This is a genomic window from Nitrosomonas sp. Nm166 (assembly GCF_900112825.1).
GTDB lineage: Bacteria > Pseudomonadota > Gammaproteobacteria > Burkholderiales > Nitrosomonadaceae > Nitrosomonas.
In genome coordinates this window covers 1-24,481 of sequence record NZ_FONE01000047.1, presented here as the reverse complement: position 1 = coordinate 24,481, position 24,481 = coordinate 1, and the positions used below count along the sequence as shown (strand labels likewise).

24 protein-coding genes and 1 tRNA gene are annotated in these 24,481 nt (G+C 40.8%); 1 reads left to right on the top strand and 24 read right to left on the bottom strand.

Annotated elements, in window-relative coordinates:
• Positions 1-184: 184 nt before the first annotated feature.
• Positions 185-538 carry a hypothetical protein gene (locus tag BM021_RS12580; protein WP_090721378.1) on the bottom strand — a complete coding sequence of 118 codons (354 nt, stop codon included), beginning with the start codon at positions 536-538 and terminating at the stop codon, positions 185-187.
• Positions 539-861: 323 nt separating this feature from the next.
• Between BM021_RS12580 and BM021_RS12575 the strand changes: the two genes are divergently transcribed.
• Positions 862-1,335, top strand: a complete 474-nt coding sequence (locus tag BM021_RS12575; RefSeq protein WP_090721377.1) for a disulfide bond formation protein B — start codon at positions 862-864, stop codon at positions 1,333-1,335.
• Here BM021_RS12575 and xerD read toward each other — a convergent pair.
• The 23 genes from xerD to pstC form a co-directional block, all read right to left on the bottom strand.
• Entirely contained in the window at positions 1,332-2,258 is a 927-nt protein-coding gene (gene xerD, locus BM021_RS12570) for a site-specific tyrosine recombinase XerD (RefSeq protein ID WP_090721376.1), read from the bottom strand. The two genes, BM021_RS12575 and xerD, sit on opposite strands and share 4 nt — an antisense overlap.
• Positions 2,245-2,724 (bottom strand): methylated-DNA--[protein]-cysteine S-methyltransferase, encoded by a 480-nt coding sequence (locus BM021_RS12565; protein ID WP_090721375.1) that lies wholly within the window; start codon positions 2,722-2,724, stop codon positions 2,245-2,247. Before BM021_RS12565 ends, xerD begins: the two co-directional genes overlap by 14 nt.
• A 174-nt stretch (positions 2,725-2,898) precedes the next feature.
• Positions 2,899-4,809, bottom strand: coding sequence for a molecular chaperone HtpG (gene htpG / locus BM021_RS12560; protein WP_090721374.1), 1,911 nt, complete (start codon positions 4,807-4,809; stop codon positions 2,899-2,901).
• A gap of 265 nt (positions 4,810-5,074) precedes the next feature.
• The gene (gene nuoN / locus BM021_RS12555; RefSeq protein ID WP_090721373.1) at positions 5,075-6,520 is read right to left on the bottom strand and encodes an NADH-quinone oxidoreductase subunit NuoN; all 1,446 of its coding nucleotides are present in this window, start codon (positions 6,518-6,520) and stop codon (positions 5,075-5,077) included.
• A 50-nt stretch (positions 6,521-6,570) separates the two neighbouring features.
• Complete coding sequence (locus BM021_RS12550) at positions 6,571-8,055, bottom strand: NADH-quinone oxidoreductase subunit M (protein WP_090721372.1); 1,485 nt, start codon at positions 8,053-8,055, stop codon at positions 6,571-6,573.
• A 91-nt stretch (positions 8,056-8,146) separates the two neighbouring features.
• A complete protein-coding gene (gene nuoL / locus BM021_RS12545; RefSeq protein WP_090721371.1) occupies positions 8,147-10,087 on the bottom strand; it encodes an NADH-quinone oxidoreductase subunit L in 1,941 nt (646 codons plus the stop codon).
• A gap of 52 nt (positions 10,088-10,139) precedes the next feature.
• Complete coding sequence (nuoK, locus tag BM021_RS12540; RefSeq protein WP_090721370.1) at positions 10,140-10,445, bottom strand: NADH-quinone oxidoreductase subunit NuoK; 306 nt, start codon at positions 10,443-10,445, stop codon at positions 10,140-10,142.
• A 53-nt stretch (positions 10,446-10,498) separates the two neighbouring features.
• The gene (locus tag BM021_RS12535; RefSeq protein ID WP_090721369.1) at positions 10,499-11,104 is read right to left on the bottom strand and encodes an NADH-quinone oxidoreductase subunit J; all 606 of its coding nucleotides are present in this window, start codon (positions 11,102-11,104) and stop codon (positions 10,499-10,501) included.
• 29 nt (positions 11,105-11,133) lie between these two features.
• Positions 11,134-11,622 (bottom strand): NADH-quinone oxidoreductase subunit NuoI, encoded by a 489-nt coding sequence (gene nuoI / locus BM021_RS12530; protein WP_090721380.1) that lies wholly within the window; start codon positions 11,620-11,622, stop codon positions 11,134-11,136.
• 15 nt (positions 11,623-11,637) lie between these two features.
• Positions 11,638-12,735, bottom strand: a complete 1,098-nt coding sequence (gene nuoH, locus BM021_RS12525; RefSeq protein WP_090721368.1) for an NADH-quinone oxidoreductase subunit NuoH — start codon at positions 12,733-12,735, stop codon at positions 11,638-11,640.
• Between the two features lie 22 nt (positions 12,736-12,757).
• Complete coding sequence (gene nuoG / locus BM021_RS12520; RefSeq protein ID WP_090721367.1) at positions 12,758-15,172, bottom strand: NADH-quinone oxidoreductase subunit NuoG; 2,415 nt, start codon at positions 15,170-15,172, stop codon at positions 12,758-12,760.
• Between the two features lie 62 nt (positions 15,173-15,234).
• The gene (nuoF, locus tag BM021_RS12515) at positions 15,235-16,512 is read right to left on the bottom strand and encodes an NADH-quinone oxidoreductase subunit NuoF (protein WP_090721366.1); all 1,278 of its coding nucleotides are present in this window, start codon (positions 16,510-16,512) and stop codon (positions 15,235-15,237) included.
• Positions 16,509-16,985, bottom strand: coding sequence for an NADH-quinone oxidoreductase subunit NuoE (gene nuoE / locus BM021_RS12510; protein WP_090721365.1), 477 nt, complete (start codon positions 16,983-16,985; stop codon positions 16,509-16,511). Before nuoE ends, nuoF begins: the two co-directional genes overlap by 4 nt.
• A 2-nt stretch (positions 16,986-16,987) precedes the next feature.
• The gene (locus tag BM021_RS12505; protein WP_090721364.1) at positions 16,988-18,241 is read right to left on the bottom strand and encodes an NADH-quinone oxidoreductase subunit D; all 1,254 of its coding nucleotides are present in this window, start codon (positions 18,239-18,241) and stop codon (positions 16,988-16,990) included.
• A 59-nt stretch (positions 18,242-18,300) separates the two neighbouring features.
• Entirely contained in the window at positions 18,301-18,924 is a 624-nt protein-coding gene (locus tag BM021_RS12500) for an NADH-quinone oxidoreductase subunit C (RefSeq protein ID WP_090721363.1), read from the bottom strand.
• Between the two features lie 15 nt (positions 18,925-18,939).
• Complete coding sequence (locus tag BM021_RS12495; protein WP_090721362.1) at positions 18,940-19,416, bottom strand: NuoB/complex I 20 kDa subunit family protein; 477 nt, start codon at positions 19,414-19,416, stop codon at positions 18,940-18,942.
• A gap of 4 nt (positions 19,417-19,420) precedes the next feature.
• Complete coding sequence (locus BM021_RS12490) at positions 19,421-19,777, bottom strand: NADH-quinone oxidoreductase subunit A (RefSeq protein WP_090721361.1); 357 nt, start codon at positions 19,775-19,777, stop codon at positions 19,421-19,423.
• 62 nt (positions 19,778-19,839) lie between these two features.
• Positions 19,840-19,924, bottom strand: a tRNA-Leu gene (locus BM021_RS12485).
• Between the two features lie 52 nt (positions 19,925-19,976).
• Positions 19,977-20,354, bottom strand: coding sequence for a preprotein translocase subunit SecG (gene secG / locus BM021_RS12480; RefSeq protein ID WP_090721360.1), 378 nt, complete (start codon positions 20,352-20,354; stop codon positions 19,977-19,979).
• Positions 20,355-20,370: 16 nt separating this feature from the next.
• Positions 20,371-21,126 (bottom strand): triose-phosphate isomerase, encoded by a 756-nt coding sequence (tpiA, locus tag BM021_RS12475; RefSeq protein WP_090721359.1) that lies wholly within the window; start codon positions 21,124-21,126, stop codon positions 20,371-20,373.
• A 167-nt stretch (positions 21,127-21,293) separates the two neighbouring features.
• Positions 21,294-22,088: a phosphate ABC transporter ATP-binding protein PstB gene (gene pstB / locus BM021_RS12470; RefSeq protein WP_090721358.1), complete on the bottom strand. Its 795-nt coding sequence runs from the start codon at positions 22,086-22,088 to the stop codon at positions 21,294-21,296.
• 5 nt (positions 22,089-22,093) lie between these two features.
• Positions 22,094-23,020 (bottom strand): phosphate ABC transporter permease PstA, encoded by a 927-nt coding sequence (pstA, locus tag BM021_RS12465; RefSeq protein WP_090721379.1) that lies wholly within the window; start codon positions 23,018-23,020, stop codon positions 22,094-22,096.
• A gap of 87 nt (positions 23,021-23,107) precedes the next feature.
• Entirely contained in the window at positions 23,108-24,040 is a 933-nt protein-coding gene (gene pstC / locus BM021_RS12460; protein WP_090721357.1) for a phosphate ABC transporter permease subunit PstC, read from the bottom strand.
• Positions 24,041-24,481: the final 441 nt, after the last annotated feature.

Below are 24,481 nucleotides of genomic sequence, written 5' to 3'. Positions count from 1 at the left end.
GATGATTCTGAGGAAGCTGAGGCTTCTTCTCGCCCTCATTCTCGTGCAATTGCATTGGCCATTAATGAATGATGACGGAGCCAACCATCGTCTTACACTCGCCTACGCCTGAAAATAGAATTGTTCAGGGGTGACTACTTACAAGACCTGATCCTTATACGCTCACTTTTATGAAGAAATATATTTACTTCATTTTCTCTGCTATTTTTCGATGAGAAGCAGCCATTTCCATGTTGCGTTCTACTGCTTTCGTATATTTTCGCAGCAATGCTTCATGATGTGATTGGAAATCCTGCCCTTCCCGACCATAATATTCGCTGTGATTTTTATACTCCTCCAGCAGCTTTCTTTGTTCTTCTACTTTTTCGTTCAATGCCTTAGCCTCCTTTTCGTAATACTCAGCTAATCCTATATGATCGAACTTGGTTTTAGCTTTCGCTTCAACATCGCTTATACTTGCTGATCCAGCAGCTATTGATAAACTTGAAGCTACGAAGCTGAGGATAACCATAATTGTGAGAAATATTTTTGCTTGCATGGTGAATCTCCTTAATTAGATAGATGAAAAGGAATTCCATTGCTCTTACAAACATTCAATAGCTTAAAACATTCTTACTTTTTTACAGAGCCTTAACTGGTAACTATACTTTATTACATTTTTGCTCATCATAACAAATTGTATAAGGTTTATAAAAGCCAGATTGACTTATCAGTGCAGATGTGGATTGCTAGCTTAAGAAGAGCTGAAGCAGCAAGTTACAAAAACATAGAGAAAAATGAGTTGTTGGCATTCTCACATTTTAAATTTCACCTTCATCTCAATAGCATTTAGAATTGAGTCTGTTAAATGGAAATCTCCCTATGAGGGTAATATTCTTACTTATTTTGCTTAGTTGTATTGGCCTGTTGGGCTATGCACAATATCTTCAGCATAGCCATGGACTACTCCCTTGCCCACTATGTGTAGCACAACGAGTCGCTTACTGGCTGTTAGGATTCTCTGCACTAGCGGCGTTTTTACACAATCCTGGCATCATCGGACGCCGCTTGTATGGTTTTTGGATGAGTGCCTTCGCACTGGCAGGTGCTGTGATTGCTGCGAGACATGCCTGGTTGATACGTTTTCCCGAATCATTTGAATGTGGTATCAGCTCTGAAGAAGCATTTCTAAATGCTTTACCGATTGCTAAGTGGTGGCCAGGAATGTTTGAAGCAAATGGGGATTGTGCTAACGTAGACTGGAAATTTTTATCGTTAACTATTCCTGATTGGTCATTGATCGCTTTTGTTAGTTTAGGAGGTTTAGCGCTGTATGCCCTATTGGTCAGAAATTAGTTAGACCGTCCTCGCGGATGATGCTTTGCGTGCAATTGTTTTAGGCGCTCCCTGGCAATATGCGTGTAAATCTGCGTGGTTGAGATATCGGCATGCCCCAATAAAAGTTGTACCACCCGCAAATCAGCCCCATGATTCAGCAAATGAGTAGCAAATGCATGACGCAAGGTGTGCGGGGATAACTGCTTATCAATGCCGATTCCGACCATTTGCGCATAGCGCTTGATGAGATACCAGAATGCTTGACGTGTCATTGCTGCACCGCGCATGGTTACAAAAATGGTATCCGTGACAATGCCATTCAGCAGAGTGGGTCTGGTTTCTTTAGTATAGCGGCTCAACCATGCAAGAGATTCTTCTCCCAATGGGGCAAGGCGTTCTTTTCTACCCTTGCCCATCACACGCAACACACCCATATCCATGCTTACTTGTGAGTACCTTAGGTTGATCAATTCAGATACTCTCAATCCACTGGCATATAATACTTCTAGCATGGCGCGGTCACGCAAGCCGAGCGGGTGTTTAAGATCAGGCGCACTCAACAGCAACTCGACCTCTTTTTCTGTCAGGCTTTCTGGCAAGCTGCGCATCAGTTTGGGTGTTTCAATGTTTAGACTGGGATCTGTCGTGATTTTGCCTTGACGCAATAAGAAACGGTAGAAACGTTTTAAACTGGACAATTCACGACTGGTGGTGCTGGCTTTGATTTTGGCGGAAACTCTGGATGCCAGAAATTCGAGCAAGTCAGAGTGCGTTGCGTCAGTTAATACCTTATCCTTTTGACTCTTTTTTCTCAACCATTCACTAAAAAGCCGTAAATCATTGCGGTAGCTATCGAGCGTGTTACGTGATAAACCATCTTCCAACCATAAAGCATCAGAAAATTCGTCCAGTAAATTCGCGTCTAACTCAAGTACTCTCATGGCGCAATAACCAACGCTTAATCTCTAGAGGACTTCCCTCGCTTGCATTCATAAAACCTCCTAATCCACCATTCTTAGAGATAACGCGGTGACATGGTATGACGATCGGAATTCTATTGGCACCACATGCACGACCTACTGCCCTTGGTGCAGAATGCAGCTGTGCTGCGATATCAGCATAACTACTCGTTTTCCCACTTGGAATATTTTGAATGACTTGCCACACCCGACGCTGATGCGTTGTTCCACCGATATACAAACTTAAATCAAACCTAAAATCTGGTTCATCTAAGTATGTTTGTAATTGCCTACAGACTTCTTTGGCCAGATCGCTTTGTGGCGCCAGAGACTGGGTATTTAAAGGCAAGTATTCAATATCTGTAAGCCAGTCTTCTTCAGTAACAATTCCTAAAACAGCAAATGGAGTAGCTATTTTAGCCTGATAAACTTTAACTGATTGAGTCATGTAATTATTTTTCGATCTTTCCACTACTTACTGAATCTTTATTTGGGAAATTATGGAATGCTTCCGGCTCAGCCACATTGTAGACATTCAAAATAAGTAGAAGTTTCAAATCACGATGCCTCTTCAGGAATGATGAAATTATGCCAAAAATTTCCCAAATCATAAGGTTTAGGCTCAAGATCTCAATAATAATAATTCATTAAGTCTTTTTACAAATGCTACCGGATCCTCAAGCTGACCCCCTTCTGCCAGTAAAGCTTGATCAAATAAAATATGACTCCAGTCTTCAAAATTGGCTGTCTCTGTTTTTAATCGCTGCACCATCGGATGATGGGGATTGATCTCAAGAATTGGCTTAGCATGCTTTACCTTCTGTCCGGCTGATTTCAATAATCTCTCCAGATTGCCCCCCATGTCATAAGTATCTGCAACTAAGCAAGCCGGAGATTCTGTTAAACGAAAAGTAATACGCACATCTTTTACTTGCTCGTCGAGCGTTGCTTTCATTTTCTCTGTCAGTTCCTGGTAAGCAGTGGTTTCTTTTTCACGCTCTTCTTTTTCAGATTCGTCTTCCAAGCTGCCGAGATCTAATCCGCCTTTAGCAACTGACTGCAGGGGTTTTCCTTCAAATTCAGTTAAATTGGTCACTAGCCATTCGTCAATCCGATCTGATAACAGCAAGACTTCTATTCCTTTTTTGCGGAAGACTTCGAGATGAGGGCTATTCTTTGCGGCCTTGCGACTATCAGCTGTTACATAGTAGATCTTTTCCTGCCCTTCTTTCATGCGCTGCACATACGTTTCTAATGAAACAGCCGGCTCATCTACATCGCTTTGGGTCGTCACAAAACGCAATAGCTTGGCGATACGTTCACGATTCGCATAATCTTCACCCACGCCTTCCTTAAGGACCTGGCCGAACTCTCGATAGAAGATTCTGAATTTCTCTTTGCTCTCGTCATCTGCGCTCTTGGATAAATCTTCTATCAACCCAAGAACTTTTTTAACTACACCTGCTCTGATCGTGTCAATATCTTTAGACTCCTGTAATATTTCACGCGATACATTCAAAGGCAGGCTATTTGAATCGATCACTCCGCGTACAAAGCGCAAATAGCTAGGCAACAGTTTCTCAGCATCATCCATGATAAACACCCGTTGCACATATAACTTGATACCATGGCGATGTTCACGATCAAACAAGTCAAAAGGTGCTCGCGCAGGGATATAGAGTAACTGTGTGTATTCTTGTTTGCCTTCTACCCGCGCGTGCAGATAAGCAAGTGGTGGCTCAAAATCATGCGCTACATGTTTATAAAATTCATGATATTGCTCAACGGTAATTTCGTTTTTCGGACGCGCCCACAAAGCGCTTGCCTGATTAATTGTTTCATCTTCATCAGTAATCTTATTTTTCTTTTCTTCCTCCGACCATTCCTCTTTTTTCATCACGATGGGTAAAGTGATGTGATCGGAATATTTGCGGATAATATTACGAATTCTCATACTACTAAGAAACTCATCCTCATCCTTACGCATGTGCAGGATTATTTCAGTACCGCGGGTTGATTTCTCTATAGTTTCTAATGTGTAATCACCTTCACCACTTGATTCCCAGCGAACACCATGTTCGGCGGTTAATCCGGCACGTCTGGTGTTTAAAGTCACTTTGTCAGCAACAATAAAAGCTGAATAAAATCCAACACCAAACTGGCCTATCAAATGAGCATCTTTAGCCTGATCTCCAGTTAGCGAATTAAAGAACTCCCGTGTACCAGATTTGGCAATGGTACCGATATGATCAATGACCTCTTGCCTGGACATACCAATTCCGTTATCAGAAATGGTAATGGTTCTTTCATCATTATCATAACTCACACGAATTTTAAGATCGGAATCTGATTCATACAATGCAGCATCGGTTAGACCTTCAAAGCGAAGCTTATCCGCAGCATCAGAAGCATTCGAAATCAGTTCACGTAAAAAAATTTCCTTGTTGCTGTATAAGGAATGAATCATCAGCTTTAGCAGTTGTTTAGCTTCAGCTTGAAAACTTAAATGCTCTTTAGTGGTTTCAGCTTGCACATTTGCCTCCTTAAAAATTTTGCTTTTTATATAGGAATAATGCAGAAGAATTCAAGTTAATTTGTAATGAGTTATTTATCTCAAATAAAAATATCCAGTACCTATAGCGCTACCAACAAAAAAACTGTTCCGGGGAATCAAATACTAGGAAATCTCAGGCATACCGCTAGAAAAGATGATTTTATGTTGTGAAAATTGACCGAACATCTTTGTTAATATAATCATGACAAAGATATCCAAAAATATCCCTGTCAATGATTATTGATTACATTGAATTTTGAATAGCGTAAAGACTCAATCCCATCAGCGCTTGGGGAAATATACCAAGCGCCAGTACTGCAAAACCATTCGCACTCAACAAGATTTTTACATCACTATTAGGCAATATAGGCTCGTTGGTATCGGGTTCGTCAAAGTACATTAATTTAATAATGCGCAAATAATAGAAGGCGCCAATAAGCGATAACAACACAGCTGCAACCGCTAACCAGACATAACCTGCGTTGACAACTGCCTGCAATACGGCCAACTTAGCATAAAATCCGATCATTGGTGGAATGCCTGCTAGCGAAAACATTAATAGCAAAGTAATAAATGCATACCAGGAATTTCTTTTACTTAATCCTTTGAAGTCGACAATATTCTCAGCTTCAAACCCGCTACGGCACAGTAACATGATCATTGCAAATGTACCCAGCGTCATCAGGATATAAGCAATGACATAGAATAAAGCAGAACTATAACCATTTGAGTCTGCGCTTATAAAACCAAGCAATAAGAATCCCATATGGGAAATGGTGGAATAAGCTAACATGCGCTTGATATTTGTCTGTGCAATGGCTGCGATATTACCTATCGCCATCGACATAACAGCCAGAATCACTAGCATTCCTTGCCAATCCGCAACCATCTCTCCCATACCTTCAACCAGCAAGCGCATAACAAAACCAAAGGCTGCCAGTTTTGGCGCAGAACCAAGAAATAAAGTGACTGCAGTAGGTGCGCCTTGATAAACATCAGGTGCCCACATATGAAAAGGTGCTGCGCTTAATTTGAAACTGATTCCAGCTACAATAAATACCAACCCTACCACTAAAACTTCTTTACTGCTCGCTTCGCTTTGAATAATCTGAGCAAGTTGAGAAATATGCAATGTTCCGGTTGCCCCATACACCATCGACATACCATAAAGCAAGAATCCGGATGCCAGCGCACCCAGTACAAAAAATTTCATAGCTGCTTCGGTCGCTATGACTGAATCTCGACGCAGCGCAATCAATGCATACAAGGAAAGTGAAAGTAACTCCAGGCCAATGTAAAGTGTCAGAAAATGACTGGCAGAAATCATCACCATCATTCCCAATGTTGCAAACAGTATCAGGCTAAAAAATTCACCTCTCAGCATACCACGATCACTGATATAAGCATGGGAATAAATCAGTACTGCAGATACCGTACCATATACCATCATTTTTAATATGTCCGCCATCGTATCATCGACGAACATACCGGAGAATGTTTGATGAGTTGCCGTCGAGAACGATAAAAAAGTAAGAAATGCACAACCCAACAATGTAATTTGTGTGAGCAGATACGCAAGATAACGTTTATTTTCGCCTGCGGTAAGATCAGCCAGCATTACTATGCATACCATGATGAGCATAAATATTTCAGAAGAAGCCGGCGCAAAATCTGGTGGTATGAAATTCATTAATTCTCCATCCTCATTATCAAGGAAATATTCTATTCAGAATCCCTTCATTACAGCTTACTATTGCTAACATGTATCAGCAGATGATCTACCGTTGTATGCATGACTTCAGTTAATGGATATGGATAAACACCTATCCATAAAACTGAAATCGCTAAAATTGCCAATAATGCAAATTCACGCTTTGATATATCCTCTAATCCTCCAACTGCCGGGTTTGCTACAGCACCAAATATAACCCGCTTATACATCCACAACGTATAGGCTGCACCAAAAATGAGTGTGGTCGCGGCTAAAAATGCATACCAGAAATTAACTTTTATACTACCCATAATCACCATGAATTCACCTACAAAGCCACTCGTACCTGGCAATCCAGCATTTGCCATCGCAAATAACATGAAGAAAGCAGCAAACGCAGGCATTTTATTGACGACTCCCCCATAATCAGCAATCTGGCGCGAATGTAATCTGTCATATAGCACACCTACACACAGGAACATGGCACCAGAAATAAATCCATGTGAAATCATCTGAACCATCGCTCCCTCGATACCATAAGCATTGAGCAGAAAAAAGCCTAGTGTAACGAACCCCATATGTGCTACTGAGGAATAAGCAATCAATTTTTTCATATCGGCTTGCATGAGTGCAATTAATCCAATATAAACCACTGCTATCAACGAAAGTACAACCATTGTATTGGCTAGATAATGACTAGCATCTGGCGCAATAGGCAGGGAGAAACGCAGAAATCCATACCCCCCTAATTTAAGTAGAATAGCTGCCAGAACCACTGACCCTCCTGTAGGCGCCTCTACGTGCGCATCAGGCAGCCACGTATGGACTGGCCACATCGGTACCTTGACTGCAAAAGCCAGCAAGAATGCGATAAAAATCAAAATCTGCGGTGTCAGCGGAATCGTCAATCGATGATAATCTTGTATCGAGAAACTGCCTCCAGATGATTGATATAAATAAATAAAAGCAATCAACATCAACAAGGAACCAAGCAATGTATAAAGAAAAAACTTGATCGCTGCATAAACTCGATTGGGGCCGCCCCACATACCAATGATCAGAAACATCGGTATCAATGATGCTTCCCAGAATGCATAGAACAAAACTGCATCAAGCGCAGCAAAGACACCATTAATAATGCCCGACATAACTAAAAAAGCACCCATATATTGGGATACACGTTCTTTGATAACTTCCCAGCCTGCTATAACGACTAATGGCGTAATAAAACAATTCAACAATATCAATGGCATTGATATGCCATCCACACCAATATGATAATTGACGTTAAAGCGTTCAAACCAGACATGATTCTCAACAAATTGCATCGCACTCGTTGCAGAGTCAAAGCTCGTATAAAGAGGGATCGCTACTAGTAACCCCAAAACCGATCCTGCGAGTGAAATCCAGCGAGCTAGCTGTGCATTGCGATCATTTCCGGTTGCAAACACGGCAATGCCAAACACAATTGGCAGCCAAATAATTAAACTCAATAGTGGGAACTCAAACGACATGTTTATTCCGTTTTATTTATTAGTGTTTATTATCTTAATTATTCTTCAGCAATCTATATCCAATGTCAGTTTTTTAGTCTCTTGTTCAGATCTAATAAAGCCATAGTGTCAAGATAACAAATATGCCAACAATCATTGTAAACGCGTAGTGATAAATATAGCCTGTTTGATAACGCCGTACTAATGTAGCCGCCAATGCTACGACACGGGCTGTACCATTCACAAAGAATCCATCAATCACTTTTATATCGCCATGTTTCCACAGGGCGATACCTAAAGCACGTGTGCCACCAGCAAATAACCATGAATAAAATTCATCGATATAATACTTACGATCCAGTAAGTTATATAAAGTACCGCACTGTGCTTTAATTTTTGCAGGTATATCGGTTCTTGCACTGTACAGATACCAAGCAGTAAAGATACCTGCTACTGATAACCAGAAAGGTATCGTAGATAATGCATGCACCATCATTCCTTGAATGCCTGTAAACTCTGCGCCCAACTTTTCTATGGCATTATGATGTGGTAATACATGAATCGCATTATTAAAATAATCCCCAAAAACGATAGGACCGATAAACCATCCCGCAGCAATTGTTGGTATCGCAAGAATTACCAGCGGCAAAGTCACTACCCATGGTGATTCATGAAGATGTTCTCTGGTATGCGTATCCATCCGCTCTTGTCCATGAAAAGTCATAAATATCAACCGGAAGGTATACAAAGCTGTAACAAAGACAGTAGCTAATACGCAGAAATAAGCAAAACTGACGCCTGGAATATCTGCAAAATGAACAGCCTCGATAATGGCATCTTTAGAAAAGAAACCGGAAAAACCAGGTACGCCAGCACTAGCTAGTGCAGCAATAAACATTGTCCAATAAGTAATGGGCATATAACTTTTAAGCCCTCCCATTTTCTGCATATCTTGTTCATGATGCATGGCAATGATGACAGAGCCTGCACCTAAAAATAAAACTGCCTTAAAGAAAGCATGTGTCATCAAATGAAAAATTGCTGCGGAATAAGCCGATGCACCTAACGCGACAGTCATATAGCCTAATTGGGATAAAGTAGAATAAGCTACTACCCGCTTGATATCATTTTGTACTACGGCGACGAGCGCCATAAATAAGGTAGTAATTCCACCAATTACCAGTATGAAAGATAGCGCTGTATCTGATAATTCAAATAATGGCGACATACGGGCCACCATAAAAATACCTGCCGTTACCATAGTAGCAGCATGAATCAATGCTGAAATGGGTGTAGGTCCTTCCATTGAATCAGGTAGCCATACATGCAATGGAAATTGCGCTGATTTACCCATTGCTCCAACGAATAACAAAATACAAATGAGTGTAATTACTAGCCACGATATGCCTGGTATTAATTCAATCTTCTCGTCAACTAGGCCAGGCGCTTTTGCAAATACTGCGGTGTAATCGAGCGTGCCAAAATACATCAATACCACCGCAATACCGAGAAGGAAACCAAAATCGCCGACTCGGTTGACTAGAAAAGCTTTCATATTGGCATAGATGGCAGTTGGACGGGTATACCAGAATCCAATTAACAAGTAGGATACAAGCCCTACCGCTTCCCAGCCGAAAAATAACTGCAAGAAATTATTCGACATCACCAGCATCATCATCGAAAAGGTGAATAGCGAAATATAGCTGAAAAAACGCTGATAGCCTGGATCGCCATGCATATAACCAATGGTATAAATATGTACCATCAGTGAAACTAAGCTGACAACAACCATCATAGTTGCTGACAACTGATCAATTAAAAATCCGATCTCGAATCGGGTATCGCCTGTTACCAGCCAAGTGTAGACACTACCGTTATAACTGTTGCCTTTCAGTACATCCAGAAAAATAATGATGGATGCAAGCAAGGAAACAAAAACAAGTGTAATTGTGGTACGATGGCTCCAAACAGGTCCAATAAAACGTCCCAATAAACCAGCTACAAGTGCTCCTATCAGAGGCGCTACTGGCACCAACAAATAAAGTTTCTGCATCTCAGTTAATAATTCTTATGTCAGTTGTACTTAAAGTTTCTTGTTTTTTGTATTAACCTTTGAGTTTATCCAAGTCATCAACATTAATTGTTTGCTGATTTCGGAATAACACAACAAGTATTGCCAAACCTATGGCTGATTCTGCCGCTGCAACTGTTAAAATAAAAAATACAAAAATCTGCCCAGATATGTCCTGTAAATAATGTGAGAACACCACAAAATTCATATTTACAGCCAGCAACATTAATTCAATGGACATCAATATAATGATGACATTTTTTCTGTTGAGAAAAATACCGACGATACCTATAGCAAATAAAATCGCACCAAGTACCAGATAATGGGATAACGATACCAAGTTAACTACCTCTTATTATATTTAAATCGCCAAAACAATTTTTGAATGACCTCTTATTCCTTCTTCTCTGAAGGTATAGCCACTATACGTAATCGATCCTCTTTCTTTACTTGAATTTGTTTGGATGGATTAGGTGATTTCTTATCCTCACGATGACGTAGAGTTAGTGCTATTGCAGCTACCATTGCAACTAATAGAAGCACTGCTGCTAGCTCAAAAGCATAAACATAGTCGGTATAAATCAAACGACCTAATTCTCTGGTATTGCTGTAATCAGCATCTTGTGGACTCGGGGTCGGCATTTCTTCAAGTCCAAAATACCTGCCCATCAAAACCATCGACATTTCGCCCACCATAATTAATGCAATAAGTGCACCAAAAGGAAACCACTTCCAAAATCCTTCACGCAAACGATCTAGATTAATATCTAGCATCATCACGACAAATAAAAACAACACCATCACAGCGCCGACATATACGAGCACTAAAGTAATTGCAAGAAATTCTGCTTCCAACAACAACCATAAGCCTGCACAAGTGATAAATGCCACTACTAATAATAACGCTGAATAAACTGGATTACGAACCGTAATTACCCCGAGTGCCGATACTACTAAGATAGCGGCAAAAGTATAAAATATGATGTCCTGAAAATTCATGTGTGTTTATGTGTGTTTACCAGTAAGATTCAACGATAACGTGCATCGGCTTCTCGATCTTTGGCTATTTGCTCTTCATACCGATCTCCAATGGCCAATAACATTTCTTTGGTATAGATCAGATCACCTCTTTTCTCGCCGTGATATTCCAGAATGCGTGTCTCTACAATTGAATCAACGGGACAGGATTCTTCGCAGAATCCGCAGAATATACATTTATATAAATCAATATCATAACGTGTGGTCCGTCGTGTACCATCTTCACGCTCTTCTGAATCTATAGTAATAGCCAACGCAGGGCAAACTGCTTCACATAATTTGCAAGCGATACAGCGCTCCTCTCCATTTGGATAGCGGCGCAATGCGTGTAAGCCGCGAAAACGCGGCGATTGAGGAGTTTTTTCTTCCGGGAAATGCACAGTTATCTTTGGTTTGAATAGATAACGCCCGGTAACTGCCATACCTTTTAATAATTCAAATAAGAAAAAGGTACTAAAAAATTTTTTGATACGTTCCATCATATTTTCTCTTTTTTAAAACCAGACATTTAATGGAAATGAATCCCTTATTGACTCAGGTAATTGCATTATCACACCTAATAGAACAATCCATACGAGCGTAATCGGGATAAATATTTTCCAACCCAGCCTCATGATCTGATCATAGCGATATCGCGGGAAAGTTGCGCGGAACCAAAGAAAAAAGAATAAGATAAATGCAATCTTTAGTAATAGCCAGACAAAACCAGGTATCCAGGTAAATGGTGCCATATCTATTGGTGGCAGCCATCCACCCAGAAACATGATGGATGTCAAAGCTGCAACTAATATCATATTAGAGTATTCAGCTAGGAAAAATACAGTAAAAGCCATGCCTGAATAATCAACATGAAAGCCCGCAACAATTTCGGATTCGCCTTCTGCCACATCAAACGGTGCACGGTTCGTTTCCGCAACACCAGAAATTAAGTAAACTAAGAACATAGGAAAGAGCGGAATCAGATACCAATTCAATAAGCTGCCACCCTGTTGGCCATTCACGATATCACCAAGATTCAAACTTTGCGACATCATTAGTACACACACCAAAGCAAACCCCATTGCTAGCTCATAGGAAACTACTTGAGCTGCAGAGCGCATAGCGCCTAAAAATGCATATTTGGAGTTCGATGCCCATCCAGCAATAACTATGCCGTATATACCCATCGACGTCATCGCCAAAATATATAATAAACCAGCATTAATGTCCGCAAGAACAAGTTCAGGAGAAAAGGGAATCACTGCCCACGCTGCAAGCGCCGGCATAATTGTAAGCACTGGTGCCAAAATAAACAAGAACTTATTTGCACCGGTCGGGATAACGATTTCTTTCATGATTGCCTTAACCGCATCAGCAATCGGTTGTCCCCATCCCCGTAACCATGGAATGCCAAAGAAAGTTACTCGATTGGGGCCAACCCGAATTTGCATATAAGCAATAATTTTACGTTCAGCAAAGGTCAGATAAGCAACACACAATAACAATGGAACGACAATGGCAAGAATAAACATCATATTTGTCGTTAATGAAAACAGCGAAGAACCCCACTCTGTTCCAAAAATCTGTATAAATTGTTGTTGAATATATTCCATTAATACACCCCGGCCCTTATCATTACAGTTTTTTTACCCATATTTCCTCAAATAGGCCACCTAGCGCTATGGTTTTTGGGTGGGCACAGGCAACGCGCGCGCAATTGGCAGGTAATCTTTCATCACAGGCGGCTTCTAATTGCACAAATTCATCCCCCTGTCCAACTCTTACTTGAGCTCCTGCATCAATACCCAAATTTTCCAGCATTACGGCTGACATCCATGCCTTGGGCGGTAAGGCATCATGGGTAGCTTGTAGAGATTCCGCACGCCGAACAATCGGATCAGCCTGATAAATTGGCACTTCTCCAATACGCTGCACACCCTGCTTTTCAACTATATTGATCTCAAGATCAAAATCTTTCAAAGTATTATTTAAATATTGATTAATCTCTAGCCCGTCAGGAAATATTTCTGCACGGATTTGTTCTGGGGTTTCATAATCAAACTTTTCAAGTTGCAGTAAATTGGACAATACTCGCAGCACTTTCCATGCAGGCCGAGTTTCTCCTAGTGGAGACACGACACCATTGAAGCTCTGCACACGCCCTTCTGTATTGACATAAGTACCTGATGTTTCAGTAAATGGTGCGATAGGCAGTAGTACATCAGCATAATCTCCGGCGCTTCCTTTATAAGCACTCATCGATACAACAAACTCACTTGATTTTATTGTTTTTAGTGCTTGCTTAGAATTATAGGTATCAAACTCTGGCTCCACATTCATCAATATAAATGCTCGGCATTTCTCTTCAGCTTCATCAGCGCTGAATCCTAGCATTTGTGCAGCATTTAATCCGACTATTTCTGCGTGATCCAATTTCACAGAAGTAGGCAATGTTCTGATTTCAGGCACTGCGCCTGCGAGGTAAGCACCTACACTATTTGCTGCTTCGCCTAATACGCCAAAGCTTGCACCTGTAACTTGCGCAATCAAACCAGCTAATAAATTGATTCTTGAGTAATCTGGATGATGCTGAGATAAATTGCCAAGATAAATCGCGGCCGGTGCATTTTCAATGAGGCTAGAAGCAATAGCAAATGCGCTGGCTGTGCTTGAAATATTGATTGAGTTAATTAATTTTTGTAATTCAGGGGCTTGCTTTACTCCTTTAATTTCAATCGCTGCTTTTAGTATTTCCGCCAGCGTTTTAACTATCGCATCGGGTGCCGTAATAACTTTATTCACAACATTGACCAGTAAATCATCATCGATAGGGTTTACAATGTTCAATTGCATGCCATTTTTCACAGCTTGACGCATACGCTGTGCAATAAGCGGATGATCTTTACGTAGGGTGCTACCAATAATTAAAGCCGATTTCAATTGCGCTATATCAGCAATACTGGTGCCCAGCCATGGTGTTCCCTGCAGTTGTTTATCTGCACGAAAATCTGATTGACGCAGACGATGATCAATATTGTCACTTCCCATAGCCCGCAATAATTTTTGCAATAAATACAATTCCTCAGATGTACTATGCGCAGAACCCAACGCCCCGATACTTTTAGCACCATATTTATGCTTGATGGTTTGCAATGCATGTGCTGTAAACTCTAATGCTTCTTGCCAATCACATTCATACCATTGACCGTCGCGCTTAATCATTGGCCGTGTCAGTCTGTCGCCTGAGTTTAATCCTTCATAAGAGAAGCGATCTTTATCAGATAGCCAACACTCATTGATCGCTTCATTTTCCCTCGGCAAAACACGCATTACACGATTTTGTTTGACTTGTACAACCAGATTCGAACCCAAGCCACAATGCGGACTTATCGATTTTCTACGTGATAATTCCCAAGTACGTGCGGAATAACGAAATGGCTTACTGACCAATGCACCAACGGGACAGAGATCTATCACATTACCCGATATCTCCGAATCCACTGTTTTGCCAACAAATGACAGTATTTCGGAATGTTCGCCACGCCCAGCCATGCCAAGTTCCATGATTCCTGCAATCTCCTGACCAAAACGCACGCAACGCGTACAGTGAATGCAACGCGTCATATCGGTGGATATCAATGGGCCCAAATTCTTATTAACCACAACGCGTTTTGCTTCAGTGTAACGGGATCCACTCGCACCATACCCAACAGCCAGATCTTGCAGCTGACACTCACCACCTTGATCACAAATAGGACAATCAAGCGGATGATTAATCAGTAGAAATTCCATTACACCTTTCTGTGCCGTAATTGCCTGCTGAGAATGTGTAAAAACTTTCATTCCCTCCATAACAGGTGTAGCACAAGCAGGTAATGGCTTAGGTGCTTTTTCCACTTGTACTAAACACATGCGGCAATTGGCTGCAATGGATAATTTTTTGTGATAGCAAAAATGAGGTATATAAACACCGATCTGTTTGGCACCATCCATGATAGTGCTTCCTTTAGGTACAGATATCTGTTTACCGTCGATTTCTATATTGATCATCGGCTAAAATTCTTGGGTTAATCGCGAATTATTAAATTGACGTGTTTTACTTCTTGAAGGAGTTAAACCATACATTTCTTGTGCTCGATATGGTAAGCAAACTCGTCCCGGAAATGTTGAATCATTGCACGAACAGGCATAGCAGCTGCATCGCCTAAAGCACAAATTGTTCGTCCCTGTATGTTGTCAGCTATATTATCTAATAGATCAAGATCCTCTGACCGTCCTTTACCATGCTCAATGCGATTGACGATACGATAAAGCCATCCCGTTCCCTCACGACAAGGTGTACATTGCCCACAGGACTCTTCATAATAAAAATAAGATAAACGTTCCAGTGCTCTTACCATGCATGTGGTTTCATCCATAATAATGACAGCACCCGATCCCAGCATAGACCCTGCTTTGGCAATGGAATCATAATCCATATCTACTTGCATCATAATATCACCCGGTAATACAGGCATGGATGATCCACCGGGAATGCAACCTTTTAATTTTCTGCCACCTCGTATGCCGCCAGCCAGTTCTAGTAACTCGGCAAATGGGGTTCCGAGCGGTATTTCATAGTTACCCGGCTTGTTAACATGGCCTGATACTGAAAATATCTTTGTGCCGCCATTATTGGGTTTGCCTAACTGAAGATAATTTTCCCCTCCATTACGAATAATCCAGGGAACTGAAGCAAAAGTTTCAGTATTATTGATGGTAGTTGGTTTTCCATAAAGACCATAATTTGCCGGAAAAGGTGGTTTAAAGCGCGGCTGACCTTTCTTGCCTTCTATGGATTCCAGCAAGGCAGTTTCTTCCCCGCAAATATAAGCACCATACCCATGGTGGTTGTATAGATGAAAGCTAAACGATGAACCAAGGATATTATCTCCCAGATAGCCAGCAGCCCGCGCTTCTTCAACAGCTTCTTCCATCCGCTCGTAGGTTTCCCATATCTCACCATGGACATAATTGTAGCCTGTTTTAACATCCATGGCGTATGCCGCAATGATCATTCCCTCAATCAAAAGATGGGGATTGAATCGCATAATATCACGATCTTTAAATGTTCCGGGCTCACCCTCATCTGAGTTACAAACAATATATTTATGCCCTTCGTAACCCTTTGGCATAAAGCTCCATTTCAGACCTGTTGGAAAACCAGCGCCTCCTCGCCCTCGAAGTGCTGATTTTTTAACCTCTTCAATAATTTCTTCAGGCTTAATTTTTTTTGCCAATATTTTTCTAAGCGCTGCATATCCTTCACGTTTTTCATAGCTTCTAAGCCGCCAATTTTCAGGATTAGATGAGTCAACTCCATTCATGAGTGTTTGCGGATACTGATTCATTTGCTCAGTTCCTCTAACAATTTATCGATCATTTCATTAGACATAAAACTACACATGCGCTTGTTATTAACCAGTAATACAGGTGCATCACCACATGCACCAAAACACTCACCTTCCTTAAGAGTAAATTTTCCATCTGGTGTTGTCTGGTTAAATTCAATGCCTAATTTCTTTTTTAAGTAAGCAGCAGTTTCCTTGCTGCCCGATAAAGCACAAGGTAAATTAGTACATATTGTAATCTTATGTTCACCCACCGGCTCCAGGTTATACATATTATAAAATGTTGCCACTTCATAGACAGCAATGGAAGGCATATCTAAATACTCAGCAACAAAATTGATTGTCTCATTAGCCAACCAACCTTTTTCTTCTTGCGCTATTGCAAGTGCTGACATAACAGCCGACTGCTTCTTACCCGTTGGATATTTAGCGATCTCTCGATCTATTTTTTTAAGGGATTCAGTGCTTAACATCGTTATCTATCTATTTCACCAAATACAATATCTTGTGTGCCAATGATCGTAACCACGTCAGCAATCATATGCCCTCGCGACATCTCATCCATTGCTGCCAGATGTGCGAATCCGGGCGCACGTATTTTCAAGCGATAAGGCTTGTTAGCCCCATTCGATACCAAGTAGATACCAAATTCGCCTTTGGGGTGCTCCACCGCCGCATAAGTTTCACCTGGTGGTACGTGAAAACCTTCTGAGAATAACTTGAAATGATGAATCATTTCTTCCATATTCTGTTTCATACTCACTCGGGAAGGTGGAGCAACCTTATGATTATCGGTAATGACTGGCCCTGGGTTATTACGCAGCCAATCAACACATTGCTTAATGATGCGATTGGATTGACGAAACTCTTCCATACGTACCAGATACCGATCATAGCAATCGCCATTCACACCGACTGGTATATCAAAGTCAAGTCGATCATAAACTTCGTAAGGTTGTTTCTTCCTTAAATCCCATTCCACTCCTGAGCCCCGCAACATTGGGCCAGTAAAGCCCAGCGCTTTAGCGCGCTCTGGAGAAACAACACCAATATCAACCAACCGTTGTTTCCAAATTCTATTGTCAGTTAGCAATGTTTCGTATTCATCGACATATTGTGGAAAGCGATTTGTAAAATCTTCAATGAAATCTAATAAGGAGCCTTCTCTGTTAGCGTTGCGTAAGCGGGTTTGTTTTTCATTATGGATTTTTGAAGGTTGATACTTAGGCATAGTATCCGGTAAATCACGATATACCCCGCCAGGCCTGTAGTAAGCAGCATGCATTCGAGCCCCTGACACGGCTTCATAGCAATCCATCAAGTCTTCCCTCTCCCGAAATGCATACAGAAACATTGTCATGGCGCCTACATCAAGCGCATGCGCACCGATCCACAGCAAATGATTTAGTATACGAGTAATTTCATCAAACATTACACGTATATATTGCGCTCGTAATGGCACTTCAATTCCCAACAGCTTTTCAATAGCCATTACATAGGCGTGCTCGTTAACCATCATCGAAACATAATCCAATCGATCCATATACGGAACCGATTGAATATATGTTTTATTCTCCGCCAATTTCTCAGTTGCACGGTGCAATAATCCTATGTGTGGATCCGCACGTCGCACAACTTCTCCATCTAATTCCAACACCAATCGCAGTACACCATGCGCTGCTGGGTGTTGCGGTCCAAAATTCATGGTGTAATTACGTATTTCGGCCATAAGTTACTTCAAAGAATTCTTATCTAAAAAACAATTAATACAGTGAACCATCGTGGAAATTAAGATTCAAAATTTCCATAATGCTCTTCTCGTATCACATGTGGCGTTATTTCTCGCGGCTCGATACTCACAGGTTGATAAATGACACGCTTCTGCTCCTCGTCATACCGCATTTCAACATAGCCTGACAACGGGAAATCTTTACGAAATGGATTGCCTACAAAACCATAATCAGTCAATATTCGACGCAAATCTGGATGACCGGTGAAGACAATACCATACAGGTCAAAGGCTTCTCTCTCAAACCAATTTGCAACAGGCCATATTTCAGTTACCGAATCAATGACTGGAAACTCATCATTCTCAGCCAACACTCGAATGCGCAATCTGTGATTCAGCTTCACCGAAAGCAAATGATAAATTACTGCAAAACGTTTATCGCGCAAGCCATGCTTTGCTGACAAACTTTCACCATAAGTTGAATAATCAATCCCGCATAAATCAATTAGCGTATCAAAGCTAAGTCCGGAGCTATCGCGCAACATTTGACTCACATTGACAATATCTTCTGCACGCACAACAATTGTTAATTCACCACGCTGAGTCTGTAAACTGACCAGTTTATCTGCCAATATACTTTGTAGCGTTCCTGCAAGATTTTCTTGTTGAATACTTCTGGACATACTTAATTTTTATAATTAGCGTGCAATAGTATTAGTACGTTTAATTTTGTTTTGCAACTGAATAATGCCATACAACAGGGCTTCTGCCGTAGGCGGACACCCCGGCACATAAATATCAACTGGCACAATGCGATCACATCCACGTACTACAGAATATGCATAATGATAATATCCTCCACCATTCGCACATGAACCCATTGATATTACCCACCGTGGCTCAGCCATCTGATCATAAACCTTACGTAAGGCAGGGGCCATCTTATTACAAAGTGTTCCTGCCACAATCATTACATCGGATTGCCGAGGACTTGGTCGAAATACGATACCAAAACGATCCAGATCATAACGCGATGCTCCTGTTTCCATCATTTCAACAGCACAGCAAGCTAATCCAAAAGTCATGGGCCACATCGATCCCGTCCGACCCCAATTAATAACTGAATCCAGACTGGTAGTGATAAAACCTTTCTCAAGGGTTCCTTCGATACTCATAACACTAATCCCATTCCAATGCTCCTTTCATCCATTCGTAAATAAAACCTACTACGAGGATGCCCAGGAATGCCATCATAGCAATAAATCCAAATAATCCAATTTCGTCTAGCACAATCGCCCACGGGAAGAGAAATGCAATTTCCAAATCAAACAAGATAAATAAAATTGCAACCAAATAATAACGCACGTCGAACTTCATACGCGCGTCTTCAAAAGCTTCAAAACCGCATTCATAAGGCGATAATTTCTCACTATCCGGACGGTTAGGTGCAAGCAGCCAACCACTTAACATAGATGCCGCTCCCACTAAAAATCCAACTATGAGAAATAACAAAATTGGAAAATAATTCTCGAGCATTTTATTTTATATAAATCAACACAGAAATATTTTAATCTAAAAACTTATTAATATAATTACACTGGTGCCGACGGCGAGACTCGAACTCGCACAGCTTGCGCCACCGCCCCCTCAAGACGGCGTGTCTACCAATTCCACCACGTCGGCAGCTAAACCATGCGCTTCAGTTTCAAAAGCTGCCAGATCATTTTTCCCAATATTATTCGGGTATCTGATTAACTTTTGAGTTACTCTGGGCAGGAACATCTACATCACTTTCGACAGCAGACTTTTTCTCCAAATCTGCGGATGCTTGATCAGTTTCTTCAGCTTGATCCATGATACTCATTACACTTACATCTTTAGTTTGATTTGCTGAAAAATAGGTTAAGCTCATGCTAGTAGCGAAAAACATGGCTGCAATCAGACTTGTCGCTCGGCTCAGAAAATTGGCCGAACCGCTTGCTCCAAATAAGCTACCAGCTGAACCGCTACCAAACGCAGCTCCCATATCCGCACCCTTCCCGTGCTGTAATAATACTAATGCTATTAATACAATCGCTAGCAGAACATGCACTGTCCAAACTAAGATTTCCAATGTAACACTCCAAAAGTTAATTACTTAATGCACGACAAATTGCAATAAAATCATCCGCAATTAGCGATGCACCACCAATTAAACCACCATCAATATCTGGCATTGCAAACAGCTCAGATGCATTATTGGCCTTAACACTTCCACCATACAGAATTGTTAACTCCCGAGCTATATTTATATTTTGTGCTTCAATACCACTTCTTATAAAAGCATGCACATCTTGAGCCTGCTGTGGCGATGCTGTTTTGCCTGTGCCAATCGCCCAAACTGGCTCATAAGCGATTACTGCTTTACCGACAGATTCAACTCCCGCTACGTTGATAACTGCCGCTAACTGTTCCTTAATGATTTGCTCAGTTGTACCTGCTTCACGCTGTTCAAGCGTCTCTCCTACGCACAAAATTGGCATTAAGCCTGCACGTTGAGCTGCTATATATTTCTGTGCAACAGTATGATTATCCTCTCCAAATAGCGACCTTCGCTCCGAATGCCCCACAATTACAAACGTACAACCAAAGTCATTAAGCATGGAAGCCGATACTTCTCCTGTATAAGCTCCTTTTTCATATTGACTCACATTCTGGGCGCCCCAGATTATATTTGTAGGCTTTAATGCACTCTGTACTGACGGTAAATAAGGGAAAGGCACACAAACTGCAAATTGGGCATTACGTAATTCATCGAGACTTGTAACAATCGCATTGAGTAACTGTTCATTTTCGACTAAATTACCATGCATTTTCCAGTTACCTGCAACTAACTTTCTACGCATTTCTACTCTTACCCTCTGTTCCAAAAGAGGCGATGCTACCCTTGATTTTTTATCTAGTCAATCGGAGATCTGTTTTACATTTAATTTACATTTGATTTCACATTTAATTCACATTGAATTATCTCATATTTCAAACACAGAAATTATGATTTGCCATCTTCTTCTAACTAGCCAAAACGACCTGTAATGTAATCTTCTGTTTGCTTATTTTTAGGTTTTATAAAGATAGTATCTGTTACATTAAATTCTATTAACTCACCTAGATACATATAAGCTGTATAATCGGAAACTCTAGCAGCCTGCTGCATATTATGCGTTACTATTAAAATGGTAACCTTATTCTTTAAATCTGTTATTAATTCTTCAATACTGGCTGTTGCAATTGGATCAAGTGCGGAGGTTGGCTCATCAAATAATAATATTTCTGGATCAGTCGCCAATGCGCGTGCAATACAAAGCCTCTGTTGCTGGCCACCTGATAGATTAAAGGCCAGATCATGCTGTCGATCCTTAACTTCATCCCACAATGCAGAATTACGCAAAGCTAATTCAACCCGCTCGTCTAAAACAGCCCGCTGCTTAATGCCCCTAACTCGCAACCCATAAGCCACATTCTCATAAATCGATTTTGGAAAAGGATTCGGTTTCTGAAACACCATGCTTATTCGCATTCTCACTTCGATCGGGTCGACGTTCGAAGCCAAAATATTTACATTATCTGGATGGAGAATTATTTCACCTTCATAGCGGTTACCTGGGTAAAGGTCATGCATACGATTAAAACATCGTAGAAATGTGGACTTACCGCATCCCGATGGTCCTATCAATGCTGTAATTTTTTTATCATGCAAAGCCATGTCAATATTCTTTAGCGCACTAAATTCACCGTAATAAAAACTGAGATTTTTAACCTCAGACTTGTACTGAATTGGCTTCGCAACCTTTTCTTGATTAATCTGCATTATTTTTACCACTTAATATTTTTTCGCATGCGATAGCGTAAATAAATTGCTAATCCGTTCATGGCAAGTGTCATCACAACCAGTACCAACCCAGCTGCAGCAGCATTTAACTGAAAAGCCTCTTCAGGTCGTGAAACCCAATTAAACATCTGAATCGGCATTACTGTGAAGGGTGCCATTAACCATTCAAATGATATATAAGGAAATTCACTCTTCATTGGAGAAGGGGGTAGAAAAGCTATAAAAGTCAATGCACCGATAGTGATAATCGGTGCAGTTTCACCGATTGCTCGTGCTAGACCAATAATGATACCGGTTAATATACCAGCGGATGAATAAGGTAATAAATGATCTGACACTGTTTGCCATTTAGTGGCACCCAACGCATAAGCACCCTCACGTATAGTAACAGGAATGGATCGTATCGCTTCCCGCGTGGCAACAATCACTACCGGCAAAATCAACAATGCCAAAGCTAATCCCGCTGCCAAAATACTTTGGCCAAAACCTAATTGATATACAAATAAACCCAATGCAAGTAAACCATAAATAATAGAAGGCACACCTGCTAAATTAGTTACATTAATTTCAATAATCTCTGTTATTAAATTCTTTGGAGCATATTCCTCGAGATAAATACCTGATCCAATACCTAATGGCACCGCAGATACCGCAGTCACAAACATCACTAAAGTAGTTCCTACCCAGGCTGATAAAATTCCTGCAGATTCTGGTCGGCGAGACGGAAAAGAAGTAAAGAAATCCCAAGATAGGCGTGGCATACCATCAAACAGCATGTGCGCAAATAATGCCATAAAAGTTAATACAGCAATCATTAATGCAAAAATACCGGCAATCATAAAGGCCAAATCCCATCTTTTGTGCTTGCCGATAATTTTTCTGATTTCTTCTAGATTATTTATGCTTTTCATCATAAATCATTGCTTGATAGCACTGGAGAAACTTTCAAAGTCTAGACAATGAGATATTTTTACTATTCAATAACTTTTATTGATCATTTAATAAATCTCGCGATAGCGCTTGCGCATTATATGCCCGATGACATTAAATACTAGTGTTAGTATCAATAAGGTTAAACCTGCAGCAAATATTGTTTGGTAACCAATACTTCCATGAGGTAAATCGCCCAAGCTCACCTGTACGATATATGCTGTAATTGTGGCTGCAGGTTCCATTGGATTCCATGTTAAATTTGGCTGCATTCCTGCCGCAATAGCAACCACCATCGTTTCTCCTACAGCACGGGATATGCCAAGTATATAAGCCGCAGCTATTCCAGAAAACGCTGCTGGCATAACTACACGAATAGCTGTCTGAAAACGGGTCGCTCCCATTGCATATGATCCTTCACGCAAATTCATAGGAACTGCTCGCATAGCATCTTCAGTCATTGAACTTACGTATGGTATGATCATAATTCCCATAACTAATCCGGCAGATAACAGACTAAACCCTGGTAACTCAGGAAAAATAATTTGTAGTATAGGGGTTATAAATAGCAAAGCAAAGTAACCGTATACAACTGTTGGTATGCCTCCTAGCAATTCAAGAAATGGCTTTGCTATTTCGCGTATAGTAAATGGTGCAAATTCAGAAAGATAAATAGCAATGATAGTTCCCAGAGGAAGTGCAACTAGCAAAGCAATGAATGAGCTTACCAGTGTACCTGAAACAAGCGGCAAAATCCCATAGTGAGCATCATCAAATAAAGGCGTCCATTGTGTATCGGTTAGAAATTCCCAAATTGACACGTGTTGAAAAAAGATAATTGATTCTTTCACTAACATCACAATAATTGCTAGCATAATTGCAACTGAAAATACTGCTGATAGAAATAAAAATACTTCTATTAATCTTTCATGCAAATTACGGCGAAAACTATACCCAAGTTTCCCAGCATGAGCTGCTTTACTGTGTGACTCTTCTGCCACTATGATAGCCCTTCTATAAATTAGAGTACTATAGTACAAGAGCCGGCTAATTAAGGATAAGAGCCAATCTCAGATTTAGAACGATTGAAATCAGCTTAGGCTTTGATTACTTGAAAAATTCAGAGATACTAGTACTCATACTATCAAAGCTAGCTAACGTTTTACGTTTTAAATGCGTTTTGCGTTTTACATGCAAATTCTATCAAGAGGTACTCTTTCTCTTTATAACGCTCTTTCATAAAAATTCTGGAGATAGCAAATCCCCAGAATTTTATTTTACTCTGTCTAATGTTGTCTTAAGTTGCTTTTTTTATCGCTTCAAAAGCATTCTCCAAGCATCGATGATTACTCTTCATCTTCCTCCTCATCGTCATCTTCACCCTGAGCTTCACTTTCTACGGCTGGACTAGCGCCTTCGCTCTCGTCTTCTTCGTCCTCTTC